Genomic DNA, 19,702 nt, shown 5'->3' with positions numbered 1-19,702 from the left:
AGCGAGCGCAGCGAGTCGAAACCTCCGTCCGGACGCTCTCGCCGGATCAGTACGCCAGCAGCGCCGCCCTCGTCGCCCGCATCCGCATCAGCAGCGCCTGCTCGTCCGCTGCGGCGTGCACGTCCCGGCCGTGCATCGCCCGCTGCCGCACCGCCGCGAGCGCCGCGGCGTCCTTGATGAACGAGCGCATCAGCGGACGGCGATCGCCGCGGAGACCGGCGGCCCACTTCATCCCGATCCTGCGCCCGGCCGGGGTGGCGAGCATGGTGACCTCCTCCGGGGTGAACCAACCGGCGGCCGCGTAGTCGCCGAGCCGTTCCCGGGTCAGCCGCGCCTCCTCGCGGCGCAGGGCGATGATCGCGAGGATGAACCCGACGAACAGCGGCACCTGCGCGGTGAGGTAGAGCGCGAAGAAGTCGCCCAGCAGCGAGGAGCCGTTCCAGAACGCGTGCAGCGCCATGGCCCCGACGGCGCCGACCGCCGCGGCGCCCAGCACTCCCCCGCCGTTCGCGCCGCGTCGGGCCGCCAGGCCGATCGCGAAGCCGGTGAGCGCGGTGAACATGGCGTGCGCGAACGGCGACATCAGCGCGCGGAGGACGAAGGTGATCGTCAGCTGCACCACGCCGCCCTCGATCAGGCTGACCGCGAAGTACTGCACGTTCTCGGTGAACGCGAACCCGGCGCCGACGAGGGCGCCGTAGACGATGCCGTCCACCGGGCCGTCGAACGCGCGACGGCCGATCAGGTAGATGATCAGCAGGCCGGCGCCCTTGGTGATCTCCTCCACCACGGGCGCCTGGATCACCGCGCTGAAGAACTCCGAGCGCATGCCGACGCCGACCGCCAGGGCGAGGTCGATCAGCAGGGTGAGCCCCACCGAGGCGACGGCTCCCCACGCCACCGCGAACACGATCAGGCTCCGCGGCTCCGGCTCCCATCGGTCGATCAGCCGGATCCCCAGCAGCACGATCGCCAGCGGGATGATCGCCAGGATGAGCCCCACGACGGACGCGCCGGGGCCGAGCGCGAGGACGAAGTAGGCGATCAGCAGCAGCAGCAGGAAGCCGAGCACGCCGAACAGCCAGATCGAGGCGGTGCGCCCCTTGCGCACCGGCATCGGCAGCGCGGGCATCGCCGGGGCCGGTGCCGGGGCCTGCGGGGGCGGCGGGGTGTACACCAGCGGCTGGGCGAGCGCGGTCGGGAAGGACTGCGGCGGAGGAGGCGCGTACCCTGCCGACGGGGGCGCGTACGCGGACCCTCCCGACTGAGGCGTGTGTCCGGACCCTCCGGCCGGCGGCGGGGAGTACGGGGACCCTCCGGGTGGCGGGGAGTACGACGGGGGCTGTCCTCCAAGACTCATGGCAAAAGCCTAGAGGTCGCCTACCGCGCACCGCGCGCACCGGCCGGTAGCGTAAAAGGATGCGTTTCGCCCATCTGCGCGCTCCAGAATCCGATTCGATCCGGCTCGCCGTCGTCGACGGACTGGACGCCATCCTCGTCTCCGACCTCGTCGACCCCGCCCCCGCCACGCTGCAGCAGCTGATCGAGGGCGGCGACGAGCTGCTCGCCCGCATCCGGTCCGCGGTCTCCGAGGGCGGTGCGCCGCGGCATCCGCTCGACGGCTTCGGATTCGCCTCCGCCGTGCTGGCGCCGCCCGCGGTGCTCGCCGTCGGCCTGAACTACGCCGCCCACTCCAGCGAGCTGGGGCTGAAGACCGACACCGCTCCCACCGTGTTCACGCTCTGGCCGAACTCGCTCACCGGGCACGAGGGCACCACGTCCTGGCCGCGCGCCCTCAGCGAGAACGTCGACTACGAGGCCGAGCTGGGCGTGATCATCGGCGTCCCCACCAAGGACGTCGACGCCGCCGACGCGCTCGACGCGGTGTGGGGCTACACGGTCGTGAACGACATCACCGCGCGGAACATCCAGTTCGCCGAGGCGCAGTGGTCGCGCTGCAAGTCGTTCGACGGCTTCACCCCCACCGGGCCGGTCGTGGTGACCGCCGACGAGATCCCCGACCCGCAGGACCTGCACATCTGGACCGTCGTCGACGGGCACACCGTGCAGGACTCCACGACCGGGCAGATGGTGCGCTCGGTGGCCACGCTGATCGCCCACCTGTCGACCTCGATCACCCTGCTTCCCGGGACCCTGATCTCCACCGGAAGCCCGGGCGGCGCCGGCTACTCGCGCGACCCGCAGATCTTCCTGCGCGACCGGTCCACGGTCACCGTCGGCATCGACGGCATCGGCGAGCTGACCACGCACTGCCGCATCCTGGACTGACCCGCCCCGCCGCATCCGAGCCGCCCGCCGCATCCGAGCGGCCCGCCGCGCCGGCCGCGCCACGACAGCAGAAGGCGCCCTCCCGCATGCACGGGAGGGCGCCTTCCTCGTCCTCAGTTCTGCGGCAGATCCTCGGCGGCGATCACCGGGATGGCCGCCGTCACCGTCTCCAGGCCCGACAGGCGCGCCGGCGAGATCTGCTTGGTGACCTCCTCACGGGTCATCAGCCCCGCCTCGACCACGAGGTCGGCGACGTTGCGGTTCGTCAGCAGCGCCGTCTTGGCGAGGGCCGCCGCCGCCGCGTAGCCGATGAAGGGCGTGAGCGCGGTGACGACGCCGACCGAGGCGCCGACCATGGCGCCCAGCCGGTCGCGGTTCGCGGTGATGCCGTCGACGCAGTTCACCCGCAGCGTCCACATCGCCTGGCGCATCCACGTGATCGACTGGAAGATCGAGTGCGCGATCACCGGCTCGAAGGCGTTCAGCTGCAGCTGGCCGCCCTCGACCGCCATCGTCACGGTCAGGTCCGCGCCGGCCACGGCGAACGCGACCTGGTTGACCACCTCGGGGATGACCGGGTTCACCTTGCCCGGCATGATGCTCGAACCCGCCTGCTTGGCGGGCAGGTTGATCTCGCCGAGGCCGGCCTGCGGACCGGAGGAGAGCAGACGCAGGTCGTTGCAGATCTTCGACAGCTTGATCGCGTTGCGCTTGAGCGACGAGGAGAACGACATGAACGAGCCGGTGTCGCTGGTCGACTCGACCAGGTCGGTCGCGGTGACCAGGTCCAGCCCGGTGATCTCGCGCAGGTGCTTCAGCACGGCCGCGGCGTAGTCCGGGTGCGTGGTGATGCCGGTGCCGATGGCGGTGGCGCCCATGTTGATCTCGTACAGCAGCCAGGCGTTCTCGGTGAGGCGGCTGTGGTCCTCGCCGAGGGTCGTGGCGAAGCCGTGGAACTCCTGGCCCAGGGTCATCGGCACGGCGTCCTGCAGCTGGGTGCGGCCGACCTTGAGGACGTCGTGGAACTCCTCCGACTTGGACAGGAACGACTTGCGCAGCAGGTCGAGCTCGTCCAGCAGCGAGCGCAGCGTCAGCGACAGGCCGATCTTGATCGCGGTCGGGTACACGTCGTTGGTCGACTGGCTGCGGTTGGTGTGGTCGATCGGCGACAGGTAGGCGTAGTCGCCCTTCTGGCGGCCGGCCATCTCGAGCGCGATGTTCGTGATGACCTCGTTGGCGTTCATGTTGGTCGACGTGCCGGCGCCGCCCTGGATCACGCCGACGATGAACTGGTCGTGGAACTCGCCGTCGATGACCCGCTGGGCGGCGTGGTCGATGAGGTCCGCGCGCTCGGCGTCGAGTACGCCGATCTCCTTGTTGGCGCGGGCGCTGGCCTGCTTCACCATCGCCAGGGCGCGGATCAGGTCGGGATACACCGAGATCGGGCGCTTCGTGATGGGGAAGTTCGCCTCGGCGCGGGCGGTGTGGATCCCCCAGTACGCTTCGGCGGGGATCTCCATGCTTCCCAGGGAATCGGTCTCGGTACGGGTCGGGGCAGGCGCGTCGGCGGCCATGTCACTTCCTTGTGGGGTGGTGGCGGGTACAGGAGACGGGGGATCCCCTCCAGTCTACGCGCTTCCCCGGGGCGGCTTGCGCGAGAACGCCTCCAGCCGCTGCTCCGGGGTGAGCCGGGCCATGGCGCGCAGCCACTCCTCGGTGAAGAACTCCCCCGTCGCCGCCTCGACGACCGGCACCACCGTGTGCGTGATCGTGTCGGCATAGACGTGCACCAGCTGGAACGCCTGCGCGGCATCCATCCCGTTCACCTCCGCGGCGGGACGGGCGACGTTCATCGTGTAGCACGTCGAGGAGGCGACGCTGACCGGCACCCCGGCGAACATGCCGGTCGAGGAGTAGTGCAGATGCCCGGCCAGGATGCCACGCACGTCGGTGCCCCGGATGACATCGGCCAGCTCGTCCTGGTGCCGCAGCTCGAGGATGTCGAACAGCGGCACGTGCGCCGGCAGCGGCGGGTGGTGCATCGCCAGCAGCGTCCCGTGCGGTGCCGGCGTGCGCAGCTGGTCGGCCAGCCAGCGCAGCTGCCCCTCGTCGAGGTCGCCGTGATGCCAGCCGGGGACGCTGGTGTCGAGGGCGATGAGCCGCAGCCCGTCGAGGTCCCACACGCCGGTCACCGGCTCCTCCGTGGCGGGGGCGTCCAGCAGCCCGGCGCGCAGCGCGGGGCGCTCGTCGTGGTTCCCCGCCACCCACACCAGCGGGCAGGCCAGCTCGGCGGCCGCCGGCTCCAGCATCCCGCGCAGCCGCCGGTATGCGTCCGGCTCGCCGAGGTCGGTGAGGTCTCCGGTCACCACGATCGCGGACGGATGCGGATGCACGCGTCGCACCGCGTCGAGGGTGCGGCCGAGGTTCGCATCCGTGTCCGCCCCGCCCGGGTGCCGGGCCGAGCCGGCGAGGAAGTGCGGGTCGCTGAGGTGAACGATCGTGTGGGATGCCGGGGCGTGGCGGCCGAACGAGGGCAGATCGTGCATGCGCCCAGCCTACGGACGCGCGGGGACGCCGGTGCGCTCGCGCGCCGCGCGCCCCGTCCCGGGCGGCTCAGCCGAGCACGATCAGCAGGATGCCGCCGATCACCGCGACCGCGCACATGCCGAAGCAGGCCACCGCGGCCGTGTACGCCAGCCGCTTCTGCCCCTCGGTGAGCGGGTTCTTCCGGGCGGCCTTGGCCGCCTGCTTCGCCGCCTTGCGCGCCTCCTTCTCGGAGACGACCGTGATGGCATCCGTGAACTCCGCCGGGCTCACCACCGGCACCCGTCCGCTGCGCACGAGCATCCGCAGCCCGAGCGCGTAGAAGAACACGACGGCGACCGCGCCGATCAGCGCGGCGGCGAACACCAGGACGAACGCACCCCAGTCGATCTCGACGTTCATCGCCCGCCCTCCCGGTTCGCATCGGCGGCGTCCTCGGCGGACTTCCGCTTGGCGGCCTTCGCCGCCTCGGCATCCGACTTCTTCTTCGCCTTCGCGTCGGACTTCGCCTTCGCGCGCGCCTTGGCCTCCATGATGCGCTGCTGCCGGCGCGTGGGCGGCGGGTTCTCGGGCAGCTCGACCGCGAGCGCGGATTCGGCCACGTCGCTCATGGCGTTGGCGTGGGTGACGGCGTTGCGGCGGGAGAACAGGTACAGGCCGAGGATGACCACCAGCGCCAGCACGGCGTCGACGACCACGCCGGCGTTGCCCCACCAGACCACGAGCATCGCCGCGGCCGCGCCCACGGCGCCCGCGGCCGGCAGGGTCAGCAGCCAGCCGATGCCGATCCTCCCCGCGGTGGCCCAGCGCACGGTCGACCCGCGGCGGCCCAGCCCCGAGCCGATGACCGACCCGGAGGCGACCTGGGTGGTGGACAGCGCGAAGCCGAGGGCGCTGGAGGCGAGGATGGTCGCGGCGGTGGCGCTCTCGGCCGAGAAGCCCTGCGCGGGCTTGACGTCGGTGAGGCCCTTGCCGAGCGTGCGGATGATGCGCCAGCCGCCGAGGTAGGTGCCCAGGGCGATGGCGGTCGCGGCCGAGACGATCACTCACAGCTGCGGCTCGTGGTGGGCCGAGGACTGCCAGCCGGCGGTGATCAGCGCCAGCGTGATCACACCCATCGTCTTCTGGGCGTCGTTCGTGCCGTGCGCGAGCGCCACCAGCGAGGAGGTGAAGATCTGGCCCCATCGGAACCCGGAGCGGCCGTCCGGCTTGCCGTCGTAGCGGCGCGTGGCGGCGTACGCGATCTTCGTCACCACGAACGCGATCAGCCCCGCGGTCAGCGGCGCCAGCACCGCCGGCAGCACCACCTTGGACATCACGACGCCGAAGTCGATGCCGGACAGGCCGACGCCGACGAGGGTGGCGCCGATGAGACCGCCGAAGAGGGCGTGCGACGAGCTGGAGGGCAGGCCGAGCAGCCAGGTGAGCATGTTCCAGGTGATCGCGCCGATGAGACCGGCGAAGATCAGCGAGGGCAGCAGCGCGTGCGCGATCTCGTCCTCGCGGATCATGCCTCCGGAGATCGTCTTGGCGACCTCGGTGGACAGGAACGCGCCGACGAGGTTGAGCACGGCCGCCAGCAGGACGGCGGTCTTCGGCTTCAGTGCGCCCGTGGCGATCGGGGTCGCCATGGCGTTCGCCGTGTCGTGAAAGCCGTTCGTGAAGTCGAAGAAGAGTGCCAGCAGGATCACCAGCACGACGATGAGGGCTGCGGTTTCCACCGTTCGCTTTCGTTGAGACTGCAAGGGAGGGGGGTGTGCCGAGGATCTCGGCGTGACGAACGAAGAGTTCACCGTGGGTTAAGCATCCGTTTACGGGCCCACTGAATGGGCGCACCCCGCCCGGTCACGGTCAACTCGCCTCCGGTAGCGTGGACGGGTGACCGACTCCCGCCCGACTCCCCCGCTCGCCGCACGCCGCATCCGCACCCGCACGCACCACGGAGACAGCGTGGACGACCCGTACGAGTGGCTGCGCGCGAAGGACGACCCCGAGGTGATCGCGCACCTGGAGGCGGAGAACGCGTACACCGCGGAGCGCACCGCCCACCTCGAGCCGCTGCGCGAGCGGCTGTTCCAGGAGGTGAAGAGCCGGGTCCTGGAGACCGACCTGTCCGTCCCCACCCGGGAGGGCGACTGGTGGTACTACGGCCGCACCGAGGAGGGCGCGCAGTACGGCATCCACTGCCGCACCGCCGCGCGCGGCGACGACTGGACGCCGCCGGTGCTCGAGCCCGGGGTGCCGGTCCCCGGTGAGCAGGTGCTGCTGGACGGGAACGCGGAGGCCGAGGGGCACGACTTCTTCGCCCTCGGCGCGATGGACGTGTCGGACGACGGCCGGATGCTGCTGTGGTCCACCGACTTCGACGGCTCCGAGGTGTACACGGTGCACGTCCGCGACCTCACCACCGGCGAGCGCCTGGCGGACGAGATCCCGAACACGGCGCAGGCGTTCTTCACCCCGGACGGGCGTGCGGTCCTGTACACGACGCGCGACGAGGCGTGGCGGCCGGACACGCTGTGGCTGCACCGGCTCGGCACCTCGATCGCGGAGGACGTGAAGCTGTTCCACGAGCCGGACGAGCGGTTCTGGCTCGGCGCCGGCATCACCCGCAGCCGCCGGTACCTCGTGATCGGGCTGGGCTCGAAGATCACCAGCGAGGAGCTGCTGGTCGACCTCTCCGATCTCACCGCGCCGCCGCGCGTGGTCTGGCCGCGGCGGGAGGGCGTGGAGTACTCCCTGGACCACGCCGTCGTCGACGGCGAGGACCGGCTGCTGATCCTGCACAACGACGGGGCGCTGGACTTCGAGCTGGTGTCGGTGCCGGCATCCGACCCGCAGGCCGAGCGGACGGTGATCCTGCCGCACGTGCCGGGCCGTCGGCTGCTCGAGGTGGACTGCTTCCGCGACTTCGCGACGGTGGAGTACCGCAGGGAGGGCCTGGCCCGAGCGGCGCTGCTCGACTACCGCACCGGCGGCATCGACGAGGTGTCGTTCGACGAGCCGCTGTACGAGGCGTACTTCAGCGGCAACCCGGAGTGGCATGCGCCGTTCCTGCGCATGGGGTACGGCTCGTTCGTGACCCCGGCGACCGTGCTGGAGTTGGAGGTGGCCACCGGCGAGCGCCACATCCGCAAGCAGCAGCCGGTGCTCGGCGGCTACGAGCCCGCCGCGTACGGGCAGCGCCGGGACTGGGCGGAGGCGCCGGACGGCAGCCGCGTGCCGATCTCGCTGGTGTGGAACCGCGCCTTCGGCGAGCCCGGTGAGGAGCCCCGCCCGCTGCACCTGTACGGGTACGGCTCGTACGAGCACTCGATCGACCCGGGGTTCTCCGCGATGCGGCTGTCGATGCTGGACCGCGGCGTGGTGTTCGCGGTGGCGCACGTGCGCGGCGGCGGCGAGATGGGCCGCAGCTGGTACGAGGACGGCAAGCTGCTGAACAAGAAGAACACCTTCACCGACTTCATCGCCTGCGCCCGGCACCTCGTGGCTGCCGGGGTGACCACTCCCGAGCGGATGGTCGCCGAGGGCGGCTCGGCGGGCGGGCTGCTCATGGGCGCGGCGGCCAACCTCGCGCCCGAGCTTTTCGCCGGCATCCTCGCCGCGGTGCCGTTCGTCGATGCGCTCACCTCCATCCTCGACCCGTCGCTGCCGCTCACGGTGGTCGAGTGGGACGAGTGGGGCGACCCGCTGCACGACCCGGACGTGTACGCGTACATGAAGTCGTACAGCCCGTACGAGAACGTCCGGGAGGGCGTCGCATACCCGCGCATCCTCGCGATGACGTCGCTGAACGACACCCGGGTGCTGTACGTGGAGCCGGCGAAGTGGGTGGCGCGGCTGCGCGAGGCGGGAGCCGCCGACGTGCTGCTGAAGTGCGAGATGTCCGCCGGTCACGGCGGCGTCAGCGGGCGCTACAACGCGTGGCGGGAGCGGGCGTTCGAGCTGGCCTGGATGCTCGACGTCCTCGGCCTCGCCGACGCCGAGCCGGTGCCGCCGGTCGCCCCGTAGCGCGCGTGCGACGTGTCGCAGGAGTGGCGGGCTCCGGCTCCCGGATGCCGCCGTTCCTGTGACCGGCCCGGCCAGCCTGTCACGGCTGTGGTAGGTGGACGGGGCGCGATACCGCCGTTCGTGTGACAGACCGGTCTTCCTGCACATTCCAGATCGCTTTCGGGTTCTCCACCATCACCGGCATCCGAGGCGGCGGAGCAGTGAGGAATGCTGCGGAATGGAAGGATGACCCGAGCTGAGCCCCTTCCCGAGCACTTGACCGGTCGGCCGTTCGCGGTATCCGAAGCGCAGGCATCCGGCGTCTCCCGCTCCCGGCTGCGCGCCCGCGACCTGGACAGCCCCACTCGGGGTGTGCGGACAGCGAGGCGCGAGCCGGAATCGCCGCCGCAAGGCGAATCCCCCTCCCAGCGGATGCAGCGGCTGCGACGGGAGCTGCTCGAGAAGACCAGTGCCTTCGCTCCGGCGCTGACTCCCGACCAGTTCTACAGCCACGAGACGGGCCTCGCCCTGATCGGCGCCCCGCTTCCCTACACGTCAGCGCAGCAGCTCGAACTGCACGTATCGGCCCGGAGGCCGGCCGGAGAGCCGAGACGGAAGGAGGTGGTCGGGCATAGGCTGCAGCGGCGTCCCCCCGCACGCTTCCGCGTGAACGGCCTGCCGATCGAGCATCCCGCGCGGATGTGGCGCCAGGCGGCGACGACGTGGGCGTTGGACGACGTGATCGCCGCGGGCGACTTCCTGATCCTTCCGAAGCGGCGCCTGCTCACGATCGACGACCTGAAGCGCGAGGTCGATGAGGCCGGCGACGTCGCCGGTGGCATCCTGCGCCGGGCGCTGGCGGAGATCCGCCCGGGCGCCGAGACGGCGGAGGAGACGCGCCTGCGCCTGATGCTCGTGCGGGCCGGTCTGCCCGAACCGGAGCTGAACCTCGACCTCCGCACGACGGACGGCCGGTTCGTGGCGCGCCTGGATCTCGCGTACCCGCGCTACCGCACGGGCGTCGAACACGACGGCCGGGTGCACGCCGACGACGACAAGCAGTTCGCCCGGGACGCCGACCGCTGGGACGACATCCGTGCGAATGGCTGGGCGCACGTCCGCATCCTCAGCCACCACATGCGCCCCGACCCTCGCGTCGCCATCCGCAAAGTCGCGAACGCTCTCATCGCGGCCGGGTGGACGCCGGGCGCGTGACCGTGTCACAGAAGGTGCGGCCTGAACAGCATCCGTCCCGCCCCTTCGGTGACACAGCCGCGCCCGCGTCACACAAGACGTCGGATGCCTGCCGAGCGATCCGCCACTGGTGTGACACCCCGGCGCCAGGCGTCACCCGAACAGCGCCGCGGCCTCCTCGTACCGGTACAGCGGCACCGTGTTCAGCTCGCCGAGCGCCTCGGCGAACGGGACGCGGACGATGTCGGTGCCCCGCAGCGCCACCATCTGCCCCCACGCCTCGTCGACGAGGGCGTCGGCGGTGTGCAGGCCGAGCCGGGTGGCCAGCACCCGGTCGAAGGCGGACGGCGAGCCGCCGCGCTGGATGTGGCCGAGCACGGTGGAGCGGGTCTCGATCCCGGTGATGCGCTCGATCTCGGGGGCGAGGATCTCGCTGATCCCGCCCAGGCGCGGCCGGTTGAACGCGTCCAGCCCCTTGTCGCTGTACGCCTCGTCCATGCCCTTGAGCTTGAAGCCCTCGGACACGACCACGAGCGGCGCCCGCCCCCGGTCGTGCGCGCTGGTGACGAGATCGCAGATCTCCTCGATCGACATCGGCACCTCGGGGATGCAGATGGCGTGCGCTCCCGCGGCCATGCCGGCGTGCAAAGCGATCCAGCCGACGTGACGTCCCATCACCTCGGCGACCATGCAGCGCTGGTGCGAGTCGCCGGTGGTGCGCAGCCGGTCCATGGCGTCGGTGGCGATGTTCACGGCGGTGTCGAAGCCGAAGGAGTAGTCGGTCGCGCGCAGGTCGTTGTCGATCGTCTTCGGCACGCCGAGCACCTTGATGCCGTCCTTCGAGAGCCGGTCGGCCGCGGCCAGCGTGCCCTCGCCGCCGATCGCGACGATCCCGTCGATGCCGTGCGCCGCGAGCGTCTTCGCGATGCGCTCCGCTCCCCCGCGCGGCCCCTCGCACGGGTTGGTGCGGCTGGTGCCGAGGATGGTGCCGCCCACCTTCGACAGGCCCTTCACCTCGTGGCGGGTCAGCGGGAAGAAGTCGCCGTCGACGACGCCGCGCCATCCGTCGCGGATGCCGACGAACTCGAGCTCGTACGTGGTGGTGCCCTTGAGGACGACGCCGCGGATCACCGCGTTGAGGCCGGGGCAGTCGCCGCCGCTCGTGAGGATGCCGATCTTCATGCTGCTGCCTTCGTGCTTCGGGTGGAGGGGAAAGGCGACGCTGCCTGAGTCGACCCTAGCGCCGAGGGGCCCGCGAGCACCATTCGATGACGTCGAAAACACGCGATCTTGCGCCCCGATCGGCGCCAGATCACGGTTCCTCGCGTTTCCGCGCGATTCTCCGCCCGGAATCCCGGGAAGAACCTCGATTCTTAACGCTTGTCGATTCAGGCGGCGCCGAGCGCCTCGCGCAGCAGGTGCATCAGCGCGGCCATCTGCACCGACTCGGTGCTGCCTGCCTCGATCTCCTCGCCGTCCAGCGCACGGCCGGCGAGCCCCTGCTTCTGGTCGATGAGCTCGGCGATCTTCGTGTCGATCGTGTGCGCCGCGATGATCCGCCACGCCGTCACCGGCTCGTCCTGCCCGATCCGGTGCACCCGGTCGATCGCCTGCGTCTGCTCCGCGGCGGTCCAGCTCAACTCGGACAGCACGACGTTCGAGGCCGCCTGCAGGTTGACGCCGACGCCGGCCGCGGTGAGCGAGCAGACCGCGATGCCGACCTCGGGATCGGTGTTGAACGCGTCGATGGCCAGCTGCCGGACCGGCGTGGTCTGGTCGCCGCGGATCGACACGGCCTTGATGCCGGATGCCGCGAAGTGCGCCTCGGCCTGGTCCATGACGTCGATGTGCTTGGCGAAGAACACCACCTTGCCGACCGAGCGCTGCAGCTGCGCGGCGTAGTCCGCGGCGAGCTGCGCCTTGGCCTGGCCGATGCGGCGGACCATCGTGAACACGTTGTCCCCGCCGGTGCCGGCGGTCTTCGACTCCTCGAGCTCGTTGTGCGCAACGAGACGGAGGATGTCCTCGTCGACCTCGCCGTGCCGCACCACGCGGTCGGGACGCTCGCCGCGCGCCTCGATGATGCGGCGGTACTTCGCCGCCATCCGCTCGCCCAGCTCGCGCTCGGCCTGACGGATGCTGCGCCCGTACTCGTCGTCGAGCTGCACCGGCAGGTCTGCGATGAGCTTGTCGGGCAGATCGGCCGCGACGTCCTTCTTCTTGCGTCGCACGATGCCCATGGAGATCACCGCGTCGCGAGCCGCCGGGTAGAACGCCTTGTCGGCCGGGGTGAGCCCGGTGGCATCCAGCTTCTCCATCAGCTCGGGGCCCGGCTTCTCACCGTTCGTCCAGCCGAGGAACCGCCAGATGGCGTCGAAGTCCTCGACGTCGTTGATCAGCGGGGTGCCCGTCAGCGCCATCATCAGCGGGTTGCGGGTGCGCTCCCGGATGCGGGCGGCGAGCGCGAGCACGTTCTGCGAGCGCTGCGAGGAGAGGTTCTTGATGAAGTGGGCCTCGTCGACGACCATGCCCTTCAGCCCGATCGATCCGAGCCAGGAAAGGTGCCGGTCGAGGATCTCGTAGTTGACGATGAACACGTCCGCGAACGCGTCGATGTCGTCGCCGTCGCCCTGGATCACGGTGGCGCAGCGCTGCGGCGTCCACCGCTCCACCTCGCGCGCCCAGTTCATCTTCACCACGTTCGGCACGACGGCCAGCAGCGGGTACGCGCCGGCGACGGATGCCGCGAGCGCGGACTGCGCCGTCTTGCCCAGACCCGGCTCGTCCGCGAGCAGGAAGGTGCGGTGGCCGGCGCGGACCGCCTCGAGGAAGCGCGCCTGATGCGCCATCACCTCGAGGCCCTTCGGGGACACGTGGTCGAACTCCGGGGTGGGCGGCAGCTCCATTGTGGCGGATCCGCCGCCGGCGCCCATCTCGAACGCCTTGTACAGCGGACCCATCAGCTCCCAGCCGTCCAGGCGGCGCCGGGGCACCGCCGCCGGGCGCGGGGTGAGGTCCGGCTCCAGGAACGGGTTGGCGAGCTGGCGGGCCTCCACCGACGGCGGGGTCACCTGACGCTCGGCCAGCGCCGCCGGCACGACCGGCGTCTGGATCGGCGCGCTGTCGGTGATGATGAGCTCCTCGGGCGGCAGCTCGGCGCCGGACTCCAGCAGCCAGTCCCGGCGCATCCGCTTGGCGACCGGGCTGGTGGCCTGGTCGGCCTCCAGCAGCTGGATCAGCGAGGTGTCGCGGGCGGCGGTCTTGGCCAGGATCGTGGCGACCCCGTCCAGGCGCTTCAGCAGCTCGACGCGCGAGGCGTCGGACAGCTCGCCGTCCGCCTTCACCCGGGCGCGCTCCTCGCGCACCAGGAACGCGACGACCTGGAACTTCACCCGGTTGGTGGGTCCGAGCTTCCCCCGCTGCGCCTTCGCCTCGATCTCGCGCACCTTGCGCGCGAGGATCGGGATGAGCGGGGCTTCGTCGTCGTGACGGGACGTCTTCCTGCGCCGCGGTGCGGCGGTTGCCGTGCTCGGCATGCTCCTCCTGAGCTGAGTATCCGTCGCCTGTGACCGGCGAACATGGCTCTTCCGTGCGCGGCGCGTGCCGGAACGTCACGGATGGCGGGGCTGCGCGCGCGCATCTCGGCATGCGTGACTGCGGGAGCCCACGCCCGATTCTACGCCATCACGTCGCCGGATGCCGGAAGATGCCAGCGGAACCGCCTCGCCCGACGCCGGGCGACGTCACCTCCAGAGCTGGGCGACCATGTCGTCGGCGTACCCGGTCATGTCCAGATTCAGCCAGCGGGTGGACAGCCACGCGTTCGCCCGGAACACGTGGATCTCGCCGAGCTCCCCGGGCAGCTCGCCCTCGAACACCTGGTGCATCGCGCACCGGGTCTGCGCGGGGTCCTCCGGCAGGTCCGCGCATTCGTATCCCTCCGCGGCGAACGCCTGCTGCAGCTGCGCGGCCTGCGCCTCGTCGACGAGGGCGACGTCGGTTGCGGCGCCGACCTCGGAGGCGGCGCCCCAGGTGCAGTGCAGCCGGGGGACGCTCTCCAGCAGCGCCTGCCCGGCCGGCAGCTCCGTGGACGGCATGGTGAGGGACGGGTCGTTCAGCTGCTGACCGGCGTCGAGCATCCGCGCGGTGAGCTCGTTGCTGAAGACGTCCTCGCAGGACTCCGGCAGGGCGATGTCGTCGGCCGCGTCGTCGGTCGCGTCGTCGGTCGGGGTCGCATCCGGCGACGGCGACGCCGAGGTCGGCGGCGCGGATGCGGGCGGGGATGCCGGGTCCGCGGTCGGTCCCGGGCCTGGTGCGCAGCCGCTCACGGCGGGAAGAAGGAGGAGCGCGGCGAAGGCGACCGCGGCGACGCGACGGCGGGACATGCCCTGATCCTAAGCCGGGGGGCGGCGTCCGGGGTCGTTCTGCGGCTCTTCCCGGGAGAGCACGGCAAAGGCGGCGGCGACGTCGTCGGCGATCTGCTCACGCAGGGCGTCCATGTCGGCGAACGCGACCATTCCGCGCAGGTGCTCGGTGAACTCGACGGTCACCCGGTGCCCGTACAGGTCGAGGTCGTCGGCGCCGAGGACGTGCGCCTCGACCTGGCGGCGGGCGACGTCGTCGAAGGTCGGGTTCGTGCCGACCGAGATCGCGGCCGGATGCCGGATGCCGGAGTCGTGATCGCGCAGCCATCCGGCGTACACGCCGTCCGCGGGGACCAGAGCGTCGACGGTCTCGGACAGGTTCGCGGTCGGGAAGCCCAGCTCGCGGCCGCGCTTGAGCCCGTGCACGACCTCGCCGGTCACGTCCACCGGACGGCCGAGCAGGCGCGCCGCACCGGCGACGTCGCCTTCGGCGAGCAGCTCCCGGATCCAGGTGGATGAGACGCGGCGGTCGGAGCCGGGCAGGTACACGTCCTCGACGACCTCGACCTCGAAGTCGTGCGCCGCGCCCAGTTCCCCCAGCAGTTCGGGACTGCCGGCGCCGCCGCGACCGAAGCGGAAGTCGTGGCCGACGAGCACGGCGCACGCGCGCAGCGCGGCGACGAGGATGTCCGCCACGAACTCCTCCGCGGTCCGGGAGGCCAGCTGCTCGTCGAAGGTGAGCAGCAGGGTGGCGTCGGGATCGTGCTCCCCGAGCAGGGCGATCTTGCGATCGACGTCGACGAGGTTCTCCGGGCAGCGGTCGGGGCGGATCACCGCGAGCGGGTTGCGGTCGAAGGTGACCGCGACCGAGCGCGCTCCGTGCCGGGATGCCAGCTCGCGCATCCGCCGGATCACGGCCTGATGTCCGAGGTGCACGCCGTCGAACTTGCCGATGGCGACGACGGTGCGCCCGAAGTCCGCCGGGATCTCGCCGGGGGCGCGGAAGACGATCACGCCGTCACCTCCGCGGGACGGTGCGTGCGCAGCCACCACAGTCCGAAGACGGGGAGCACCAGCGGCACGAACAGGTAGCCCATCCCGAAGGCGGACCACACGCTGTCGTGCGCGAACAGCTGGGGCATGGTGAGGCTCAGGGTGCCCACCACGAGGACGCCGGTCAGCTCGAACACGATCGCCGTCCAGGCCACCGCGTACCAGCCGCGACGGCCGGCGAGCACGAGCGCCAGCGTGGCGAGGATGTAGACGACGGCGGCGACGGCGGAGAGCGTGTACGCCAGTGGCGCCTCCTCGAAGCGCCGCACGATCTGCACGAAGCTGCGCCCGGTCGCGGCGAGCGCCATCACGGCGTAGACGATGACGAGGACGCGCCCGATGCCCGTCATCCGGGTCCGCGTGAGTGTGTGGGACATTGCGTGTTCCATCCTAGGCCCGGCGGCGGACCCGGGACGGCGCCCGCCGGGTCGGGGGCGCCGCCGCGGCGGATGCCGGCGCGGGGCGGTCTCAGGCGATCTGCACGGTCCAGATCACCTGCATCCGCCACAGCATGATCGCCAGTGCGAAGGCGACCACGCCGAGGATCACCGTGCTCCAGCGGCTGCGCTCGAGCAGCGCCCAGAGCACGCCGCCCACCGGCAGCAGGGCGGCAGAGACGAGGTAGACCCAGAACTCGAGCAGGTCGCCGGTGGGCGGGTTGCCGGCGAGCGGCGCGACGATCGCGACGACGATCTGCACGATCAGGAGCAGCTCGACGACCGCGAGGCTGCCGACCGTGTAGTCGCTGGGACGCCGGCCCGCCAGTCCCGCGACGGTGCAGAACAGCCCGGCGGCGCAGGCCACTGCGATCTGCACGATCGTGAACCACAGGATCATCGCTCCCCCTCCGGCATGTTCATCGCGCTCTTGATGTCCTTCCCGCGCGCCTCCACGACACCCACGAGCAGACCCTCCGGGTCGATCGCGGCGACCTCGGCGGCGACCAGCCGGCCGGCCTGGCCGATCAGGCGCTTGCCGTGGCGCAGGTCCCGCGCCTCCTCGGCGTCCACCTCCAGCACGGGCATGACGCGGCGGGCGGCCTCGGCCGGCGTCAGCGGCACGGCGCCGGCCAGCTCGTCGATGCCGACGGCCGATGCCACGTCGAACCCGCCCACGCGGGTGCGCCGCAGCGCGGTGAGGTGCCCGCCGACGCCGAGCGCGTCGCCGAGGTCGCGGGCGAGGGCGCGGATGTAGGTGCCGGAGGAGCAGTCGACGATGACGTCGAGATCGCGGATGCCGTCCCCGGGCCGGTCGGCGAGCACCTGGAACCTGCGGACGGTGACGCGGCGCGCGGCGAGCTGCACGTCCTCGCCGGCGCGGACCCGGTCGTACGCGCGACGGCCGTCGACCTTGATCGCCGAGACGGCGCTGGGCACCTGCGCGATCGCCCCGGTGAGGGCGGCGACGCCGGCGGCGATGCGGTTCTCGTCGACGCAGGCCCAGGCGCCGGCATCCGCCTGCGCCAGGATCTGGCCGTCCGCGTCGTCGGTCGTGGTGCGCTGACCAAGGCGGATGGTCGCGGTGTACGTCTTGTCCGCGCCGACGATGTAGGTGAGCAGGCGAGTCGCACCCTCGATGCCGATGACCAGCAGCCCGGTCGCCATGGGGTCGAGGGTGCCGGCGTGCCCCACCTTGCGCGTCCCGAAGGCGCGGCGCGTGCGGGCGACCACGTCGTGACTGGTCAGTCCGCCGGGTTTGTCGACGAGGAGGATGCCGGGCGATACCACCCGTTCAGCCTACGCGGCCCCGGCTCCACGGGAGGGCCGTGCGCCCACGGGCTCCCGTCTGCGCGATTATGCTGGCCGGATGCCCGCCACGACCGTCGCCGGAACCGCCTCCGGCATCGCGGACGCGCTGCGGGAATGGTACGCCGCGAACGCGCGCGATCTGCCGTGGCGGCGGCCCGCCTTCCACGAGCGCTACGGCGCGTGGGGCGTGCTGGTCAGCGAGTTCATGCTGCAGCAGACCCCGGTGACCCGCGTGATCCCGCATCTGGACGCCTGGCTCCGGCGGTGGCCGACGCCGGCGGCCTTGGCCGCCGCCACGCCGGCCGATGTGGTGCAGCAGTGGGCGAACCTCGGGTATCCGCGGCGGGCGCTGTGGCTGCACCGCGCGGCGACCGCGATCACCGAGCGCCACGGCGGCGTCGTCCCCCGGGAGGTGCCCGTACTGCTCGCCCTGCCCGGGATCGGCGACTACACGGCGCGCGCGGTCGCGGTGTTCGCGTACGGCGACCGGCATCCCGTCGTCGACACCAACACGCGTCGCGTGCTCGCGCGCGCCCTCGCCGGCCTTTCGCAGCCCGCTCCCCCGTCGCCGCGCGACCTGCACGCCATGGCGGCGCTGCTGCCGGCTGGTGCGGCCGAATCCGCCGTCGTGAACGCCGCGGCGATGGAGCTGGGCGCCACGGTCTGCGTCGCCCGCGCGCCACGGTGCGAGGCGTGCCCGCTGCGCGGCGGCTGCGCCTGGGTCGCGGCCGGCCGCCCCGACACCGGGGACACCCGGCGGCGTCAGGCGCGCTACGAGGGCTCGCACCGGCAGGCGCGCGGCGCGGTGCTGCGCGCGCTGCGGCACGCGGACGGGCACCGGATGCCGGCGGATGCCGTCGCCGCGGACTGGCCGGACCCGGCGCAGCGCGACCGGGCGATCGACTCCCTCATCGCCGACGGGCTGCTCGAGGCGGCCGACGGGATGCTGCGGCTGCCGCGCTGAACGCGCCGGCACGGGTGGTTCCGGCAGGCGCCGCGCCGGCACGGGTGGTTCCGCCAGCGCCGCTCCGGCGTGCGTCACTCCGGCACGTTGCCGGTGTCGTGGCCGAGCAGGAACGGCGTGGAGACCCCGTCGTACACCACATGCGCGACGAGGCCCTCGGCCGCGTGCGGCAGGTTGTGGCAGTGGTCCATCCAGATGCCGGGGTTGTCGGCGAGGAACGCGATCTCGTAGGTCTCGCCGTGTTCCACGTTCAGCGAGTCGACCCACCACGGGCTGCCCGTCGCGGCGACGCCGTTGCGGGAGAGCACCAGCACGTGGTGGCCGTGCAGGTGCATCGGATGCACCTCCCCACTGGCGTTCGAGATCGTCACCCGCACCACATCCCCCTCTCTGACGGGGAACATCGCGGCGTCCGTGCCGGTGCGGCCGTTGACCGTCCACCACAGACCGGGGCGCCCGTCCAGGAAGCCGGGGAGCCGGCCGATCTCGTAGCGGAAGTCGCGGTCGGGGTGCGCCGGGTCGAAGCCGGCAGGCATGGCGCCCGCCCCCTCCGGTGAACCGTAGTGCAGTGAACCGTAGTGCAGCAGGTCGAGCTGACGCTGCGGCTGCGGAGCCGCTGCGGCGTCCTCCCCGAGCAGCACGGATGCCCCGGGCACGTGCACGCGCACCCCGCCGCTGCGCGGCATCCGCACCTCGACGTCGACGCGGCCGCCGGCGGTGATCAGCACCCGCTCCCCCTCCACCGGCGTCGGCCGGTTCACCTCGGTGCCGTCGACGGCGCGGACGAGGAACGGCACGGACGCCCACACCGAGATCGGCGCGTTGTCGGTGTTGATCACCCGGACGCGGACCCGGTCTCCGGGCTCGGCATCCGCTCGCAGCTCGCGTCCGGCGTCCCCGAGCGAGCGGATGCCGTCCGGGTAGGTGTGTGCGGCGGCGACCACCTCGGTCACGTCCGGCTCCGCACCGGCAGCAGGATCGATCACCAGCGCACCGTAGAGGCCGGCGATGACCTGGCGGTGCGACACCTGGTGCGAGTGGTACCAGTAGGTGCCCGCCCGGTCGGCGATGAAGCGGTACACGAAGCTCTCGCCGGGCGCGATCGCGTCCTGTGTGACGCCGGCCACCCCGTCCATCGCGGCGGGCACGTCGACGCCGTGCCAGTGCAGGGTGATCCCCTCCGGCACGTCCTCGTTCCGAAGCCGCACCTCGACCAGGTCGCCCTGCCGCGCTCGGATCACGGGCCCCGGCGTGCTGCCGTTCAGGGTGTTCCCGGTGAACGCCCTGCCGCCGGCGATCCGCACGGTCTCGGTGCGGGCCACCAGGTCGACGGCGACGTCGGCGGGCCGTTCTGGATCGGTGACGAGATCCACGACGCTCACGGGTCCCCCGCCGTGAGCGCCGTGGCCCGCCGCCGCCGTGACGGCGTACGCTCCGGGCCGCAGGCTCTGCCACCACATCGTCCCCAGCACGATGAGGAGCAGAGCCAGCAGCCCGAGCGCGATGACCCGCGCGATCAGTGCCGTGCGGGAGCGGATGCCCTCGGCCGCCGGCAT

General features: G+C 71.9%; 16 protein-coding genes and 1 pseudogene. 4 read left to right on the top strand and 13 right to left on the bottom strand.

Translation table 11 applies throughout. From position 1 onward, the window contains the following. Positions 1-46 precede the first annotated feature (46 nt). Positions 47-1,132, bottom strand: coding sequence for a PrsW family intramembrane metalloprotease (locus tag JSY13_RS04735; RefSeq protein WP_259607877.1), 1,086 nt, complete (start codon positions 1,130-1,132; stop codon positions 47-49). A gap of 287 nt (positions 1,133-1,419) precedes the next feature. On the opposite strand from JSY13_RS04735, the gene JSY13_RS04730 reads away from it, so the two are divergent. Further along, entirely contained in the window at positions 1,420-2,289 is an 870-nt protein-coding gene (locus JSY13_RS04730) for a fumarylacetoacetate hydrolase family protein (protein ID WP_259607876.1), read from the top strand. 113 nt (positions 2,290-2,402) lie between these two features. On the opposite strand, the gene JSY13_RS04725 is transcribed toward JSY13_RS04730, so the two are convergent. The 4 genes and pseudogenes from JSY13_RS04725 to JSY13_RS04710 form a co-directional block, all read right to left on the bottom strand. After that, positions 2,403-3,863 (bottom strand): aspartate ammonia-lyase, encoded by a 1,461-nt coding sequence (locus tag JSY13_RS04725; RefSeq protein ID WP_259607875.1) that lies wholly within the window; start codon positions 3,861-3,863, stop codon positions 2,403-2,405. Positions 3,864-3,917: 54 nt separating this feature from the next. Further along, positions 3,918-4,835 carry a phosphodiesterase gene (locus tag JSY13_RS04720; RefSeq protein ID WP_259607874.1) on the bottom strand — a complete coding sequence of 306 codons (918 nt, stop codon included), beginning with the start codon at positions 4,833-4,835 and terminating at the stop codon, positions 3,918-3,920. Between the two features lie 67 nt (positions 4,836-4,902). Then, a complete protein-coding gene (locus tag JSY13_RS04715; protein ID WP_259607873.1) occupies positions 4,903-5,235 on the bottom strand; it encodes a peptidase in 333 nt (110 codons plus the stop codon). Further along, positions 5,232-6,554 (bottom strand): annotated as a pseudogene (locus JSY13_RS04710) (inorganic phosphate transporter). Before JSY13_RS04710 ends, JSY13_RS04715 begins: the two are co-directional and overlap by 4 nt. 157 nt (positions 6,555-6,711) lie before the next feature. On the opposite strand from JSY13_RS04710, the gene JSY13_RS04705 reads away from it, so the two are divergent. Beyond that, positions 6,712-8,844, top strand: coding sequence for a S9 family peptidase (locus JSY13_RS04705; RefSeq protein WP_259607872.1), 2,133 nt, complete (start codon positions 6,712-6,714; stop codon positions 8,842-8,844). A gap of 411 nt (positions 8,845-9,255) precedes the next feature. Beyond that, a complete protein-coding gene (locus tag JSY13_RS04700) occupies positions 9,256-10,038 on the top strand; it encodes a hypothetical protein (protein WP_259607871.1) in 783 nt (260 codons plus the stop codon). Positions 10,039-10,170: 132 nt separating this feature from the next. Here the strand turns inward: JSY13_RS04700 and JSY13_RS04695 are convergent, their stop codons facing one another. The 7 genes from JSY13_RS04695 to truB form a co-directional block, all read right to left on the bottom strand. Next, the gene (locus tag JSY13_RS04695; protein ID WP_259607870.1) at positions 10,171-11,199 is read right to left on the bottom strand and encodes an ATP-dependent 6-phosphofructokinase; all 1,029 of its coding nucleotides are present in this window, start codon (positions 11,197-11,199) and stop codon (positions 10,171-10,173) included. 206 nt (positions 11,200-11,405) lie between these two features. Further along, entirely contained in the window at positions 11,406-13,553 is a 2,148-nt protein-coding gene (locus JSY13_RS04690; protein WP_259607869.1) for a DEAD/DEAH box helicase, read from the bottom strand. Positions 13,554-13,760: 207 nt separating this feature from the next. Next, a complete protein-coding gene (locus tag JSY13_RS04685; RefSeq protein ID WP_259607868.1) occupies positions 13,761-14,402 on the bottom strand; it encodes a hypothetical protein in 642 nt (213 codons plus the stop codon). A 9-nt stretch (positions 14,403-14,411) separates the two neighbouring features. Further along, the gene (locus tag JSY13_RS04680; RefSeq protein WP_259607867.1) at positions 14,412-15,395 is read right to left on the bottom strand and encodes a bifunctional riboflavin kinase/FAD synthetase; all 984 of its coding nucleotides are present in this window, start codon (positions 15,393-15,395) and stop codon (positions 14,412-14,414) included. After that, entirely contained in the window at positions 15,392-15,784 is a 393-nt protein-coding gene (locus tag JSY13_RS04675) for a hypothetical protein (RefSeq protein ID WP_432806448.1), read from the bottom strand. Before JSY13_RS04675 ends, JSY13_RS04680 begins: the two co-directional genes overlap by 4 nt. 118 nt (positions 15,785-15,902) lie before the next feature. Then, positions 15,903-16,271 (bottom strand): hypothetical protein, encoded by a 369-nt coding sequence (locus JSY13_RS04670; RefSeq protein WP_259607865.1) that lies wholly within the window; start codon positions 16,269-16,271, stop codon positions 15,903-15,905. Beyond that, on the bottom strand, positions 16,268-17,161 hold the full coding sequence (truB, locus tag JSY13_RS04665; protein WP_259607864.1) for a tRNA pseudouridine(55) synthase TruB: 894 nt from the start codon (positions 17,159-17,161) through the stop codon (positions 16,268-16,270). Before truB ends, JSY13_RS04670 begins: the two co-directional genes overlap by 4 nt. 79 nt (positions 17,162-17,240) lie before the next feature. Here truB and JSY13_RS04660 point away from each other — a divergent pair, with 79 nt between their 5' ends. Continuing rightward, entirely contained in the window at positions 17,241-18,146 is a 906-nt protein-coding gene (locus JSY13_RS04660) for an HhH-GPD family protein (protein ID WP_259607863.1), read from the top strand. 74 nt (positions 18,147-18,220) lie between these two features. Here JSY13_RS04660 and JSY13_RS04655 read toward each other — a convergent pair whose 3' ends face one another. Further along, positions 18,221-19,702, bottom strand: coding sequence for a multicopper oxidase family protein (locus tag JSY13_RS04655; RefSeq protein ID WP_259607862.1), 1,482 nt, complete (start codon positions 19,700-19,702; stop codon positions 18,221-18,223).

This window comes from Microbacterium neungamense (assembly GCF_024971095.1).
Lineage (GTDB): Bacteria > Actinomycetota > Actinomycetes > Actinomycetales > Microbacteriaceae > Microbacterium > Microbacterium neungamense.
The sequence above is the reverse complement of the archived record's forward strand: the minus strand, read 5'-3'. Positions and strand labels throughout refer to the sequence as shown.

Bases quoted from the DNA above. Each gene is read 5' to 3' on its own strand.
- JSY13_RS04735 (WP_259607877.1), bottom strand. From the start codon at position 1,132: ATGCCCGCGCTGCCGATGCCGGTGCGCAAGGGGCGCACCGCCTCGATC.
- JSY13_RS04730 (WP_259607876.1), top strand. From the start codon at position 1,420: ATGCGTTTCGCCCATCTGCGCGCTCCAGAATCCGATTCGATCCGGCTC.
- JSY13_RS04725 (WP_259607875.1), bottom strand. From the start codon at position 3,863: ATGGCCGCCGACGCGCCTGCCCCGACCCGTACCGAGACCGATTCCCTG.
- JSY13_RS04720 (WP_259607874.1), bottom strand. From the start codon at position 4,835: ATGCACGATCTGCCCTCGTTCGGCCGCCACGCCCCGGCATCCCACACG.
- JSY13_RS04715 (WP_259607873.1), bottom strand. From the start codon at position 5,235: ATGAACGTCGAGATCGACTGGGGTGCGTTCGTCCTGGTGTTCGCCGCC.
- JSY13_RS04700 (WP_259607871.1), top strand. From the start codon at position 9,256: ATGCAGCGGCTGCGACGGGAGCTGCTCGAGAAGACCAGTGCCTTCGCT.
- JSY13_RS04695 (WP_259607870.1), bottom strand. From the start codon at position 11,199: ATGAAGATCGGCATCCTCACGAGCGGCGGCGACTGCCCCGGCCTCAAC.
- JSY13_RS04690 (WP_259607869.1), bottom strand. From the start codon at position 13,553: ATGCCGAGCACGGCAACCGCCGCACCGCGGCGCAGGAAGACGTCCCGT.
- JSY13_RS04685 (WP_259607868.1), bottom strand. From the start codon at position 14,402: ATGTCCCGCCGTCGCGTCGCCGCGGTCGCCTTCGCCGCGCTCCTCCTT.
- JSY13_RS04675 (WP_432806448.1), bottom strand. From the start codon at position 15,784: ATGACGGGCATCGGGCGCGTCCTCGTCATCGTCTACGCCGTGATGGCG.
- JSY13_RS04670 (WP_259607865.1), bottom strand. From the start codon at position 16,271: ATGATCCTGTGGTTCACGATCGTGCAGATCGCAGTGGCCTGCGCCGCC.
- JSY13_RS04660 (WP_259607863.1), top strand. From the start codon at position 17,241: ATGCCCGCCACGACCGTCGCCGGAACCGCCTCCGGCATCGCGGACGCG.
- JSY13_RS04655 (WP_259607862.1), bottom strand. From the start codon at position 19,702: ATGCCGGCGGCCGAGGGCATCCGCTCCCGCACGGCACTGATCGCGCGG.